Annotated in this window: 13 protein-coding genes and 1 tRNA gene; 3 read left to right on the top strand and 11 right to left on the bottom strand. The window is 48.4% G+C overall.

Translation table 11 applies throughout. The features are described from left to right. Positions 1-13: 13 nt before the first annotated feature. Positions 14-910 (bottom strand): formyltetrahydrofolate deformylase, encoded by an 897-nt coding sequence (gene purU, locus ACFPXP_RS04350; protein ID WP_379892727.1) that lies wholly within the window; start codon positions 908-910, stop codon positions 14-16. Further along, positions 910-2031, bottom strand: a complete 1122-nt coding sequence (locus tag ACFPXP_RS04345) for a deoxyribonuclease IV (RefSeq protein ID WP_379892725.1) — start codon at positions 2029-2031, stop codon at positions 910-912. The genes purU and ACFPXP_RS04345 overlap by 1 nt, the downstream gene beginning before the upstream one ends. Positions 2032-2189: 158 nt before the next feature. On the opposite strand from ACFPXP_RS04345, the gene ACFPXP_RS04340 reads away from it, so the two are divergent. Then, a complete protein-coding gene (locus ACFPXP_RS04340; protein ID WP_379892723.1) occupies positions 2190-2615 on the top strand; it encodes a DUF2621 domain-containing protein in 426 nt (141 codons plus the stop codon). Positions 2616-2784: 169 nt separating this feature from the next. On the opposite strand, the gene ACFPXP_RS04335 is transcribed toward ACFPXP_RS04340, so the two are convergent. After that, positions 2785-3561, bottom strand: a complete 777-nt coding sequence (locus tag ACFPXP_RS04335; protein WP_379892818.1) for a TIGR00266 family protein — start codon at positions 3559-3561, stop codon at positions 2785-2787. 193 nt (positions 3562-3754) lie between these two features. On the opposite strand from ACFPXP_RS04335, the gene nagB reads away from it, so the two are divergent. Both nagB and nagA read left to right on the top strand, forming a co-directional pair. Beyond that, the gene (gene nagB, locus ACFPXP_RS04330) at positions 3755-4480 is read left to right on the top strand and encodes a glucosamine-6-phosphate deaminase (protein WP_379892721.1); all 726 of its coding nucleotides are present in this window, start codon (positions 3755-3757) and stop codon (positions 4478-4480) included. Continuing rightward, complete coding sequence (gene nagA, locus ACFPXP_RS04325) at positions 4435-5646, top strand: N-acetylglucosamine-6-phosphate deacetylase (protein WP_379892816.1); 1212 nt, start codon at positions 4435-4437, stop codon at positions 5644-5646. Before nagB ends, nagA begins: the two co-directional genes overlap by 46 nt. A gap of 65 nt (positions 5647-5711) precedes the next feature. Here the strand turns inward: nagA and ACFPXP_RS04320 are convergent, their stop codons facing one another. The 8 genes from ACFPXP_RS04320 to ACFPXP_RS04285 all read right to left on the bottom strand — a co-directional run bounded on the left by ACFPXP_RS04320 (position 5712) and on the right by ACFPXP_RS04285 (position 14171). After that, complete coding sequence (locus ACFPXP_RS04320) at positions 5712-6497, bottom strand: DeoR/GlpR family DNA-binding transcription regulator (protein ID WP_379892719.1); 786 nt, start codon at positions 6495-6497, stop codon at positions 5712-5714. Positions 6498-6672: 175 nt separating this feature from the next. Beyond that, a tRNA-Leu gene (locus ACFPXP_RS04315) sits at positions 6673-6755 on the bottom strand. A 98-nt stretch (positions 6756-6853) separates the two neighbouring features. Then, entirely contained in the window at positions 6854-7960 is a 1107-nt protein-coding gene (locus ACFPXP_RS04310; protein WP_379892717.1) for a GGDEF domain-containing protein, read from the bottom strand. A gap of 360 nt (positions 7961-8320) precedes the next feature. Beyond that, the gene (locus ACFPXP_RS04305) at positions 8321-9088 is read right to left on the bottom strand and encodes an alpha/beta hydrolase (RefSeq protein ID WP_379892715.1); all 768 of its coding nucleotides are present in this window, start codon (positions 9086-9088) and stop codon (positions 8321-8323) included. A 50-nt stretch (positions 9089-9138) separates the two neighbouring features. Beyond that, positions 9139-10215 carry a hypothetical protein gene (locus ACFPXP_RS04300; RefSeq protein ID WP_379892713.1) on the bottom strand — a complete coding sequence of 359 codons (1077 nt, stop codon included), beginning with the start codon at positions 10213-10215 and terminating at the stop codon, positions 9139-9141. Positions 10216-10370: 155 nt separating this feature from the next. Continuing rightward, positions 10371-12044 carry a ribulokinase gene (locus ACFPXP_RS04295; RefSeq protein WP_379892711.1) on the bottom strand — a complete coding sequence of 558 codons (1674 nt, stop codon included), beginning with the start codon at positions 12042-12044 and terminating at the stop codon, positions 10371-10373. A gap of 22 nt (positions 12045-12066) precedes the next feature. Beyond that, positions 12067-12762, bottom strand: coding sequence for an L-ribulose-5-phosphate 4-epimerase (gene araD / locus ACFPXP_RS04290; RefSeq protein ID WP_379892709.1), 696 nt, complete (start codon positions 12760-12762; stop codon positions 12067-12069). A gap of 314 nt (positions 12763-13076) precedes the next feature. Further along, positions 13077-14171: a GntR family transcriptional regulator gene (locus tag ACFPXP_RS04285; RefSeq protein WP_379892707.1), complete on the bottom strand. Its 1095-nt coding sequence runs from the start codon at positions 14169-14171 to the stop codon at positions 13077-13079. Between the last annotated feature and the right edge of the window lie 38 nt (positions 14172-14209).

The following is a 14209-nucleotide window of genomic DNA, read 5'->3' as shown; positions in this document are numbered from 1 at the left end:
TGTTGTCTTTCGATTAAACAAAGACGACCGTCTTATTTTGATATACGAGAATTCGATCTTCCACGTGCCATTTTACGGCACGCGCAAGAACAATCCGCTCAATATGGCGGCCTATGCGCTTCAGCTCGTCGACGTTATCGCGATGGCTTACCCGCTGTACATCCTGCTCGATAATCGGTCCGCCATCCAGTTCTTCCGTGACATAGTGCGCGGTGGCACCGATCAGCTTCACCCCGCGGTTATACGCTTGGGCATAAGGCTTGCCTCCAACGAATGCCGGCAGGAAGGAGTGGTGTATATTAATGATCTGATTCGGATAATGCTGCAGGAAATATGGCGAGATGATCTGCATATATCTTGCCAAAATAATCGTATCCACTTTACCGCTGATCAATTCAAGATGCTTCTGCTCCGCTTCCTTCTTCGTATCTGCAGTAACCGGTACATAATAGTAAGGGATGCCGAACGATTCTACCTGCTCTCTCATATCCTCGTGATTGCTGATCACCATTTCGATATCGGCGTATAAATCACCCGCCTGCCACTGCCACAGCAATTCAAGCAAGCAGTGATCCTCTTTGGACACAAGAATAGCGAGCTTCTTCTTGCGAGCTGCCAGATGCATGCTCCAATCCATCATGAACGACTCCGCGATCGTCCCAAAATGTTTCTTCAAGCCCTCCAGCCGATTCGCCAAGTTGTCTAAATCAAATTCAATGCGCATGAAGAACATGCCGCCTTCGGGATCCATCGAGTATTGGTCCGACTGAACGATATTCGCGCTTTGTTCCGAGAAGAACTTCGAAACCGCGGCCACAATTCCAGGGCGGTCTGGGCAAGAAATCAACATCCTGCCTCGATTCTGATGGATCTCCTCTCTCTTTTTCGCGTATGCTGTTATCGATTTCACTACGCGGTTCCTCCTTCACTTGCAAACCATGCGGTTAATCGCTGATTGACCGCTTCCTCCTCATAATCCGGAAACAGTCCCGCTTCGGTGACCATATCGTACAACCGTTCCATTGGTTCCCGAGGATCTTGTTTTCTCGCTTTCGCATCCGATTTCAGTACCTGCCACGTATCTAAAATGAACGTGCGGGCATCGATCGATTGCTTCTGGAAATAGTGGCTGATCTTCTCCACATCCTCGAAAAATTCAGCCCCGAAACGCTCTTCTGCATCCCCGCGAAACAATGCGATTTCCGCCTCGTACATCGGACGCTGGATAGCCGGGTCTTTTCCAATCCATGGCGTTTCCAAAATCATCGGCAGGTGCTGCAGGGATGGATGATGCACAATGTAATTCATCGCTTTGAATCCAATCATGCCGGAACCGACGGTCGCATGGCGGTCCTTGCCGGCTCCGCGCGGGTTCTTGCTGTCGTTCAAATGCAGTACAGACAAGCGATCCAGTCCCACAATCTTATCGAACTGTTCTAATACGCCGTCGAAGTCATCGACGATGTTGTATCCGGCATCATGTGTATGGCACGTATCAAAGCAGACTTTAAGCCGTTCATTGTGCTCGACCTTCTCCATAATCGATGCCAATTCTTCGAAGCTGCGGCCGATTTCCGTCCCTTTTCCAGCCATCGTTTCCAACGCAATGTTCACATCGGTTTCCTTAATGCCCGCGAGCACCTCGTTCAGCCCTTCCGCAATTCTGGCAATACCGTATTCCGCATCTTTATCCGTATAGGCTCCTGGATGAAGCACGATGTTCTTCACGCCGATATAATGTGTACGGTGAATTTCCTGCTGAAGAAACTCCACGGCCAATTCATATGTATTGGATTTGTAGGAGCCTAGATTAATAATGTAGGGAGCGTGGACAACGATTTCCTCCACACCGATCTCCTTCATGACCGCTTTTCCTTCTTCTATGAACTGATTCTCAATCGGTTTTCTTCTCGTATTTTGAGGCGCCCCGGTATAAATCATAAATGTGCTGGATCCATATTGCTTGGCCTCATTCGCCGCATTTAAAAGTCCCTTGTCTGAGAACGACACATGGGATCCGATTTTCAACATATGGCATGTCCCCTTTTATTTTCACTATCGTCTATTGTACTAAGATTAGACTGGACCTGCAACGAACGTTTATAGGTATCGAACTTTCTGTTTTTTTCAGGTATAATGCTATATCAGGAATGAATGATAAATCTAAGGCATAAAGGGGTGAAGTAGGCATGCCGGATTGGTTTGCCTGGTTTATCTTTTTCTGGGTGTTTATATTAGTCGGCTTTATGGCGATCGGCGGTTTCTTCATGTTCCGCAAGTTTCTTAAAGTGCTTCCGAAAGCAGACGGAAAATCGAAGCTGGACTGGCAAAACTATTATGTAGAAAAGAGCAGGCATTTATGGACCGAGGAATCCAAGCAGTTTCTCGATCTGCTCGTATCACCTGTACCTTCGGCTTTCCGAGATATTGCAAAGCATTCCATTGCAGCGAAGATCGGTCAGGTTGCTCTTGAGAAAAACGCCACGGAAGTGACACGAGAGCATTGCATTGAAGGCTACATACTCGCTACACCCAAAAGAGACTACAACAGCTTGACATCGTTTTTGAACAAACACAATATCGATTACAGCCAGTATCGCCATCTGTTGAATTGATGAAACTCCCCATTCCAAGTGATGCGAAGCCTCGAAGGATTCGGCAGCGCAAATGTACTATCATCTAGATTGTCTGCGTCACTTTGATGGACCTTGTTCATGAAACGCACAGAAGCCGTTCGCCTCACTTCGTGGGAACGGCTTCTTCTTTATGATGATCGATGTAAACTCAACGGTCTCCGTTAAACAACCCGCCAAGCAAGCTTCCTTCCCCTTTACGGTTTGCATAGCCTGCTGCGGAGATCACGCGATCAGCAAGACGGCTGAACGGCAGCGATTGGATCCACACTTTGCCGGGTCCCTTCAGCGTGGCGAAGAACAAGCCTTCTCCACCGAAAAAGGCCGTTTTGATGCCTTTCACGAATTCAATATCATAATCGACATTCTGTGTCATGGCCACTAAACAGCCGGTATCAATCCTTATCTTTTCTCCCGGGCGGAGCTCTCGCTCCACGATGGTGCCGCAAGCATGAAGAAACGCCAGGCCGTCTCCTTCCACTTTTTGCATAATAAAGCCTTCTCCACCGAAGAATCCTGTGCCCAGTTTTCTTTGAAACTCAATTCCAACCGATACACCTTTTGCTGCGCAAAGGAAAGAATCCTTTTGACATATGATTTTATATTGGTACTCCGTTAAATCCATCGGCAAGATCTTCCCCGGATAAGGTGCAGCAAATGCTACTTTCTCCTTGTCATAACCGTTGTTTGTAAAAACCGTCATAAATAGACTTTCACCCGTAAGCAATCGTTTCCCAGCACCTAGCAGCTTGCCCATCAATCCCGTCTGCTGACTGCCATCTCCGAATATCGTCTGCATGGAAATACTCGGATCCATCATCATCATGCTGCCCGCTTCCGCAATGACACTTTCTCCAGGATCTAACTCAATCTCGACATACTGCATTTCTGTGCCGGAAATATGAAAATCGATTTCATGTGCATTCATCATTTTGATCCACCATCCTTTAACATGGTTTCCTTCTTATCGTTACGAATGTTTGTATCGAAAGATTCGTTTTACAATAATGAAATATTTCATCCTTATTTTGATTTTTACAATCATTTTTAGTTGTGAATTGATCATTTTTGTAATAAAATAAGAATTATGAGGATGATGATTATCGAGGGAGATGAACATAATGGACATTCATATATTCCGCGATCACGACGCATTGGATGAACATGCAGCCAACATCATTACACAGCAGCTCCTGTCTGTACCGGAAAGCGTGTTGGGCATGGCCACAGGCTCTACCCCGATCGGGCTGTACAACAAACTTACCGAGAAGCACGCGGCCGGACAAATCAGCTTCAGACAGGCCTTTACCTTTAATTTAGACGAATATGTAGGGCTGGAAAAATCGCATTCCCAGAGTTACTATGAGTACATGCAAAAGCATTTATTCCGTCATATCGATATTCCGACGGAGCATATTCGTTTTCCGAATGGAATGGCGGAAGATTTGGAGCAGGAATGCCAGCGCTACAATAAGATGCTCGCAGAGCAGCCTATCGATGTACAGCTGCTGGGTCTCGGCCACAATGGACATATCGGTTTTAATGAGCCGGATGAAGAGCTCGTTCAAGAGACGCACGTCGTACAGCTTGAGCCTTCAACGCGTCAGGCGAATGCCCGCTTCTTCGAATCGATGGATGAAGTGCCGACGCATGCCATCACCATGGGTGTCGGGTCGATATTAAAAGCGAAACACATCCTACTGATCGTCAAAGGCGAGGACAAAGCAGACATTGTCTATCAGGCACTGAAAGGCCCGATCACGACGCAATGTCCTGCTTCCCTTCTCCAGACTCATCCGCGATTGACCGTATTTCTCGACGAACAAGCAGGGAGGCGGTTGCAATAAATTCCTTTACTTCTTTTTGGATTGAACATGTTCATATCGTTCTTGAGAATGAAGTAGTCACACAGGGGGCTGTTCAAGTGCAGGACGGCCGAATCACCCAGGTTGCAGAAGCTGCTCCTGCAGATCATGGGCATGTGCTGGACGGACAAGGAGGCTGGCTGCTGCCCGGATTTATCGATCTTCATGTACACGGCGGCGGCGGGCATGATTTCATGGATGCTTCACAGAAGGCCTACGATACCATCACAGCCTTCCATGCGCAGCATGGCACTACGACGATGCTGGCTACGACCGTTACCGCTCCTCAGGATGCAATCGAACAGGTGCTTCACACCGCTGCAGAGAAGAAAAACAGCCCGATCGGTGCGAAATTAGCAGGCGTCCATCTAGAGGGCCCCTTTATCAGCCCGAAATGGCCGGGTGCGCAAAATCCAAGCTATATTGTCCCGCCTCGCATGGATTGGATGGAGCGATGGGTATCCCAATATCCGGGACTTATTCGAATGCTGACACTGGCCCCCGAGACTGAAGGTGCGCTGCCCATGATCCGCTGGCTGGCCGAACGGGAAATCATCGCTGCCTGCGGTCATACGGATGCGAGCTACGAACAAATTTTTGCGGCCGTGCAGCACGGCTTATCCCATGCGGTACATACATTCAACGCAATGAAGGGACTCCATCACCGAGAGCCTGGAACGGTAGGTGCTGTGTTGGAAAGCGATCATATGTATACGGAACTGATTGCCGATGGATTTCATGTACATCCTGGCGCAATCCGCCTATTGACGAAAGCAAAACCGAAAGACAGAGTCATTTTAATTACCGATGCCATTTCGGCTGCCGGTCTCGGAGACGGAGAGTATGCCTTAGGCGGCCTGCCCGTCGTATTGCGAGACGGCGAGGCCCGACTAAAGAATGGCGGCAGCTTGGCAGGAAGTACGCTGACCATGGACGGAGCAGTCCGGTTCATGCTTCAGCACAGCGGACTCAGCATCGTCGATATTTCACGCATGGCCAGTCTTAACCCCGCATGCCGCATCGGGATCGAACATGAAACAGGCAGCATTGCCAGCGGCAAAATAGCCGATCTGGTTCTTATGGATGCGGAATATCAAGTTCGGCAGGTGTGGATCGAAGGCCGCCCCGCTATTTCGACCTCAAAATAAATCGTCGCTTACAGCATAAAGAGGACCGTTTCAAATCGTCGTTCGACTTGAAACGGTCCTCTATTTTATTCCGGCAGATGAACACCGATATTCAACTTGGCAAGCTTGTCCGCTAACGCTGCGGGCAATGCTTCATCGGTAATACAGCCGCATATCGCATCCAGTGGAGCGATCGTAAAGAGCGAGGTTTTCCCTGCTTTCGTATGGTCGAATACGGCATACGTTTCGGTCGAACGTTGAATGAGCGCCCTTGCGATGGACGCCTCCTGCTCCGAATAGGTAGCAAGTCCCTGCAATTCGTTGATGCCGTCGACACCGATGAACATTTTCCCGATATGTATATGCTCCACCATCTTTTCAGCCAGCGGTCCGCAAAGCTCAAAGCTGTTCCCCCGCATAATACCTCCGGACACGACAATCTGAATGCTGGGGTTGGATGCCAGCTCCATCGCGATGTTAACAGCGTTCGTCACTACGGTAATATTTCGCTTCTCCTTCAAAGCTCGGGCAATTAAGAAGCTGGTCGTTCCCCCGGAAATGCCGACGACATCTCCTTCATGAATGAGAGACGCTGCAACTTGGGCGATTCGCTCTTTCTCTAAATACGATATATTTTCGCGTTCTTGGAACGAATATTCCTTCACCGAATGGAGGCCGTCATACATCGCGCCTCCGATCGTACGGATGACCGGTGACGTCTGCTCCAAAAGCTCTAGATCCCTGCGGGCGGTCGCTTCCGAAATATCAAATTGGTCAACCATTTGCTGTACCGTAATTTTCCCATGCCGCTTTAACCAATTCAGCAGCTCATCCCGGCGTTTATCCCCTTTTGACTGCTTAGGACCTGCCATACCTACACCTCTTCCGACACCTCTAGTAACCTAATGATAGCTTAGTTGATCTGAAATTTAAAGCTTGTGTCCATCCTTTGACATTCCCGGGATCGGACCCACCATCATAGAAGTTTCAAAACGATATGTATGCAAACAAAAAAGCCCTTGCAAGCAAGGACTTTTTCTAAGGTGATGCGGTTGAGAGGACTCGAACCTCCACGGGGGGTACCCACTGCCGCCTGAAGACAGCGCGTCTGCCAGTTCCGCCACAACCGCATATTTTTAACGTGCCTCAATCGAGCACGTTTTTTATTATATGATGCTCGGACCAAAAAGTAAAGAGGCATTTTTTGGTTTTTGTAAACCGATGCCTCTCACATTTCGAATATTAAGTTATTTTTGCCCGAGCGCTTCGCTTTATACAGCAGTGCATCGACACGTTGAAACAGCTTGTCCTTTTCCTCCGATGGCTGCAGCGTACTAATTCCGGCACTGATCGTCACCGGATTGTCTTCGAGCTCTTCAATCGGCGTGCTTTCAATCTTTTTCCGAATGTCCTCCATATTTTGAATGCATTCCTCAAGAGATCGTCCCATGAAGATCACCGCGAATTCTTCTCCACCGTACCTCGAAACAATGTCATTCGGTGTGACCATGCCATGGATAATCTCGCCGACCTGCTTCAGCACTTTGTCACCGATCTGATGGCCGTACGTGTCATTGACCTGCTTGAAATTATCAATATCCATAATACACAGCTGCAGTGGAATGGCGTGCCGCTTGCTGTGTTCGATTAATTTTTCCATATATTCATGGAAGGTCTTATGGTTGTACATGCCCGTTAATGCATCGATCTTCGTCATTTTATCAAGCAAAATGCTGCGAATCATAAGCTCCTGCTCCGTCTTTTTGGATTCCTCCAACAGCTTCCACAGATCCTTCACCCGTGCAACAACGATTAATGCGATGGTCATATAAGCGACAAAGCTGATCATGCTTACCACGAACTCAAATATACTGTGGTTCCCCTGATAAGGGTTCACGATCCAGTATACAACAGAGAATAATGCAATGTGGGCCGTACCGTTCCAAAGCAGCTTTGAGCGTTCGAAGAAAATGAGGGAAATGAATATTGGCAGTATCAAAACAATCTGTTCACCATATACATCCTTATGCATAAAAAGGTAGATCGTATAGGAGATAATACCGGAGCAAAGAACCAGTACGATTTCACTAGCTTTCGGGATTTTTCTGAGTAGATAATGAGCCAATAGAAGAACGCCGATGAGCAAACCGTCTGGAAAAAGCATATGGTGAAGAAGAAATGGATGAAGCGCAAAACCTTTTTGGTCCGTATGGAGCGACATCATTAAAACCATCAGTTGTCCAAGAATGAAGAGTATCAAAATGACCCAATACATGAGCATGACGATACGTTTCCATTTGATAAGATTTTGCGTCCGAAATTGATCGAAGTTCATAAACGTTAATCACCTAACGATATCGTCTTAAAGTCCTATATTATAATTTCTCTATTCTTCCAACTCTTTCCTCTTTGCTAAAAAAATTTAACAATTGAGAAATATTTGCTGACCCATGATCGACAAATCACAAACATACGTTCCTAGTATTTTACCACAAAAAGAAAGGAAAACACAGAAGCACCTCTACGATCGTTCGTAAAACCTCTAACCGAGGCCGGAACACATCATCTCGCTTCTCTGGATTCCCTCATACTTCATCAGCACGATCCAATGCCGCTAAAGTAAAAAGGGTTCAGTAAAAGGATGCCGCAGGTTGCAGCGTTACTCTGAACCCTTCACTTCTCTCCACTATGCTTTTCACTTCCCCAGGGGCAGCCACTCCAAAACTCTCTGAATCTTCATATCCCAATAGCCCCACTCATGCGCTCCCGGCTCTTCCTCATAGATATAAGGAACTTCCAGACGCTGCAGATGCTTAAGGAACCGCTGATTGTCCTCGTACAGGAAGTCTTCCGTTCCACAGCACATATACAGCTCTGTCTTTTTAGACGCCATCGCGAATTGCTCAGCCAAATAAAACAAATCGTTCGGACTATTCTTGAATTGCTCCAAACTGCCATAGATGAGATCGAATTCTTGCGGAAATTCTCGATGAAACCAGCTAGGATCCGTCACACCGGACAGACTGGCCACCGCGCCAAAGCGATCCGGAAGAGACAATCCTAGTTTCATCGCTCCGTAGCCTCCCATGGACAGGCCCGCCGCGAAGGTATCCTCTCTGCGATCCGAAACCGGAAAAAACGATTGAACAATACTTGGGAGCTCTTCGCTCACGAAATCCCAATAGCGGTTGCCGCTGACCATATTCGAATAAAAGCTGCGATGGACCTCCGGCATGACAACGACAAGTCCTAACTCCGAGACATATCTCTCGATGTTGGTTCTTCTAAGCCAAATCGAATGGTCGTCTGATAACCCGTGCAGCAGATACAGCACCGGATAACGTCCACCGCTGGCCTTACCTGTGAGCCCAATCTGATTTGTCGTCTGCTGCGGAAAGATTACATTCATCATCGTGCTTAATCCTAATGTATTCGAATAAAATGAACATTGAAATAGTGCCATATCGCAACACTCCTTAACGTATCGATATTGTATTTTACTTATTCCATAAACTAATGACAATATAAGCCGAAATTGACAATCGGCCAGAAAGTAACCGGTTGATTCAGAAAATAAAGCACTTCCTCAAAAGTCGTTACCGGAACAATCAGCATATCCGGCGCCGCAATAACCGCTTCTGCGAGAGATTCCAACGGGACGAAGAACACATCCGGATCGGCCCTTAAAGCTGCTGCGGTATATTGATAAATGCCGGGGACAGCTTCTATTCGGCCATCCTCAAGGATCGTACCGATCCCCATGACCTTCTGTCCTTGTGTCATGTCCTTACCCGTCAGTTCATTGAATAACGCTAGCGCTTCCATCAACCCGTCAGGTGTGTTTTGATTGGGGATTTGACGATAAAACTGCTCGTTCACGGTGTAGCCAATTTCACTGGACGGATTCTCCGAAGTAATGGATGCTAAAATGTTTTTAATTTGCTCCACTTCTTCTGTCCGCCTGTCATCCTTCGGTGCCTCTACCGTCAGCTGAGTACTGTTACCGATCCAAGCAGCCAGTCCATCCGCTACGAGCGCATTTCGCGTTATCATCTCCGGGACCGCAATCGTTCCTTTCGTATGGCGGTTCGCTTCGGACAATGCGATCTTATGCTGGAAATAGGGCGCGCTTACCGCCTGTCCGGGAATATGGAGGCCTAGTGTGCCGCACAGCACAAGAACGGCTCCTACACCTGTCCAAAACGGGTTCATGCCCAACCGCCTAGCACACTCCTGCATAAGGTCGATGACTGCACAAGTACCGATCACAAACATGAGCATCGACAGAAGCCAAGCTTCATCCGCAGAAGCGAAGAAGATCAAGAAGAGAACGATGTACACCACCGAACACATCAAAATGACAGCAGTGACTCGTCTTTGAAAGCACTGAGCAGCAACATCTTTCCATCTAAAATAGGATGATACGCCTGCCATCATTGCCGAAAGCAAGGGAAGCCATTGATACAATGAAGGAAGGCCGAATATCTGAATACCCAGCTTGCCGTTCAAGGTCCAGCCGAAAACATAGCCAAATATGTACGCGCCGTAAAGAACAAGCGCTCCAATATATCCGTATTGGGATCTTTTCAATCCGGAGATCCCCCTTTACTTCTCGTCTGTATTTAACCACATTATAGCGGTTGTCGAACAAAATCTCTATATGAAATAAGCACCGAAAGAAAACCTCTCCGCTTAACAAGAAAGCCCCTTCGTACAATTCATACGAGGGAGCTTTCGTTTTCTTGCTATGCGTTTGCTTTTTCCTTGATTGCCTTAAGCCGCTTCATGACGTCGTTTTCTCCGCGTCCATAATAATCATGCAGCCTGCAATACTCTTGATAGATCTGTTCGTAAACCTTTACATTATCAGGAATAGGCTTGAACGTCTCCTCGCGAACTCTTGCCATCTGCCGTGCCGCATCGACGATGGAGTCATAGCCGCCCTTTTCCGCTCCGGCCGCCACCGCACCGAACATGGCTGCGCCAAGCGCAGGTGTCTGCTTGCTGTCGGCGATTTTGATTTCTTTATTCGTCACATCTGCATAAATTTGCATCAGAAGACGATTTTTTTGCGGCAATCCGCCGCAGGCATAAAGCTCGTTAACCACCACGCCGTTGTCCTGGAATGCATCGATAATCTTTCTCGTACCGAACGCCGTCGCTTCCAGCAGCGCGCGATAGATTTCTTCCGGCTTCGTCAGCAAGGTTAGACCGAGAATCGTACCGGTCAAATTCGTATCCACCAGTACCGAGCGGTTGCCGTTCCACCAATCTAGCGCCAGAAGTCCGGATTGGCCCGGCTTGTATGCGGACGCTTTCTTTTCCAGCCATTCATGAACGCTGACTCCGGCCGCCTCTGCCTCTTTCTCGATATAAGCCGGTACGGCCTGCTCGACATACCATGCGAAGATGTCCCCCACTGCCGATTGTCCAGCCTCATAGCCTAAATAACCTGGAATAATACCGTCTTCCACGACACCGCACATGCCTTCAACTTCCTTTTCCTCCGTACCCAGAAGCATGTGACAGATTGAGGTTCCCATCGCCATGACCAGCTTGCCCGGCTCAACAACCCCTACGCCGGGTACGGCAGCATGAGCGTCGACGTTCCCAACCGCTACAGCCGTGTCTGTCGTAAGCCCCGTCCACTCTGCCATCTGCGGCGTCAGTTGACCTGCCTTCGTACCTAACGGCACGATGCTTCCTCTCAGCTTCGTATCGGTGAGCTGCTCAAGCCGAGGATCCAATGCTTTGAAAAATTCTTTGGATGGATAGCCTTCCTGCTTATGCCAGATCGATTTGTAACCGGCCGTACAGCTGTTGCGCAGGAAGCTGCCGGACAATTGCGAGATGACCCAATCTGTCGCTTCCATGAACAAATCAGCACGATCGTACAGCTCAGGCGCTTCGTTCAAGATCTGCCACACTTTGGCGATCATCCACTCTGATGAAATCTTTCCGCCGTAACGGGCAAGAAATTTCTCTCCACGCTGTGCAGCAATTTCATTCAGACGATCTGCTTCATCCTGTGCGGCATGATGCTTCCACAGCTTGACCCAGCTGTGCGGATGATCTTTGTATTCATCAAGAAAGCAGAGCGGGGTACCGTTCTCATCGACTGGAAGCATGGTACAAGCCGTAAAGTCGATGCCTAATCCGATGACATCCTCCGGCGCCACGCCAGACTGCTTCATGACCGCTGGCACCGAGCGGCGGATCACTTCGAGATAATCATCGGGATGCTGCAGCGCCCAATCGTGCTCCAGCTTCGCTCCTGTGCCGGGCAGTGTCTCATCAATGACACCATGCGGATATGGCGTCACATGGTCCGCAATTTCCGCTCCGTTGCTCAAATCCACCAATACCGCTCTTCCAGACTCTGTACCGTAGTCAATTCCAATTGCGTATTTTTTACTCATTTAAGTCCCCTCCTTTTCGAAATTATGATTTGGGCTGTCCGTAATATGCGTTCTTCCCATGCTTGCGCAGGTAGTGTTTATCCAGCAAATTCTGGTCCATGGAGCCGATACTTGGATTAAGCGCGATCGTGTGATAAGCCATCTTGGCTACTTCCTCTACCACGACGGCATTATGAACAGCTTCAGACGCATCTTTCCCCCAAACGAATGGAGCATGGCTGTACACCAGCACCCCGGGAACCTGCAGCGGATCGATGTCTTGAAACGTTTCAATGATGACCTTACCGGTATCCTTCTCATAAGCCCCTTGAATTTCTTCGGCGGTCATTGGTCTCGTGCAGGGAATTTCACCGTAAAAATAATCCGCCTGTGTCGTTCCTAGTGCTGGAATACCCTTACCCGCTTGCGCCCATACCGTCGCCCATGGAGAATGGGTATGTACAATGCCGCCAATCCCTGGAAATGCTTTATACAATTCAATGTGAGTCGGTGTATCGGAGGAAGGCCGCAAGTTCCCTTCTACCACTTGGCCGTTCAAGTCGACCACGACCATATGCTCCGGCTTCATCACTTCATATGAAACGCCGCTCGGCTTAATGACAACGAGTTTCTGCTCCGGATCGTAACCGCTCACATTTCCCCAAGTAAACGTCACCAATCCGTACTTTGGAAGCTCCAAGTTCGCCTCGCACACTTGTTCCTTCAACTGTTCCAGCATGACTCATTCACCTCTTCCAAAAAAATGATACCCTTATTATAACTTGTACGTACAAGTGTGTCGATAGTTTATTTTATTTTCCTTTGAGAAAAACACCTATCAGAATCCTTAGTTCGAGCATGAGTTCATACGAGAATAGGGTCGGAGTGGATAATACCTTCAGGACTCTCTTGCAGCCGCTTGAAAGCCGCTCCTCCAGCATTACCCGCACTTTCCGTGCCACGTTAGAGCAGTAGAGTCATCAGCTGATGACCTCTAATTTTCTCATTTTACCTTAAAAAAAAGAACCCTGCAGATGCAGGGTTCTAGATCAGTTAGGCGCGAATGGTGGACTCCCGAATAACCAATGTCGGCGGAAATATAGCTCTATCTATACTTATCTTTCCGTGCTCAATCATGGACAGCATCATTTCTGCTGCCTGCACACCGAGTTCCGCCTTCGGATGGGAAACAGTCGTCAGCTTAACCTCTGTCGCGGTAGCATAGGAGGAATCGTCAAATCCAACGATCGAGATGTCCTCCGGTACTTTCAATCCTTTTTCACGAATAACATCCAGTAAATGGACCGCCAGCTCATCGTTATAGCACACAAGCGCCGTCGGCGGTTCCTCAGATGCCAACGCATGTCTCAGCGCATTCTTCGGGCCCTCATATTTATCCTCTGTAGAATAACGGTGAACACCGTGAGGACTGACCTCCAGACCGAGCCTGCGGTGAGCCCTGACGAAGCCTTTCATCCGCTGTACGCCCTGCAAGTCGTCCGTTTTGAAAAGTCCCATGATTCGGCGGTGTCCAAGCCCCAGCAGATGTTCCGCGGCAAGATCACCGCCTGCTTCGTCGTCTAACTTCAAGTACGGGCATTCCAAGTCACCGTATCTTTCATTGATCATCAAATAAGGAATTCGCCGATTATCCAAGGACAAATAGTAATGATAATTCGGATTGCCCTCGGCACTTTTTGTCGGCTCTATAATGAGCCCGCTGATCGCTTGAGACATCATCATGTCCAGGCTTTCCCGTTCTTTTTCCTTCTGGTTATCCGTACTCGACAGCAGGAGGCGATAGCCCCGTTCCCTCAGCGTCGATTCAACCCCCCTGACAATGGAGGGGAAAATATAATCGGAAATATAGGTCGTAATCAGCCCGATCGTCTTCGGGAGATCGGCTGAAGACTCGGTGGTCAAGGTCCGCTCTGCGATGAAGGTACCTTTGCCGTGCATCCGGTACAGCCACCCCTCCTGCACCAGCTCACCAAGTGCTTGTCTAACCGTCTGCCTGCTGATTTGAAATTGTTCCGTAATTTCATTTTCGGATGGAAGCTGATCTCCAGGCTTATATTGTCCTGCGCCTATCCAAGAGATGATCTCCTGTTTCAACTGCATATATTTCGGAAGTTGTTGTTCTTTCACAGCACACCTCTAGCGATTACGTCATGTGCCCATTATAG

The organism is Marinicrinis lubricantis, assembly GCF_042658665.1.
GTDB lineage: Bacteria > Bacillota > Bacilli > Paenibacillales > KCTC-33676 > Marinicrinis > Marinicrinis lubricantis.
Note: the sequence above shows the minus strand (reverse complement) of the source record. Positions and strands in the feature narration are given on the sequence as shown.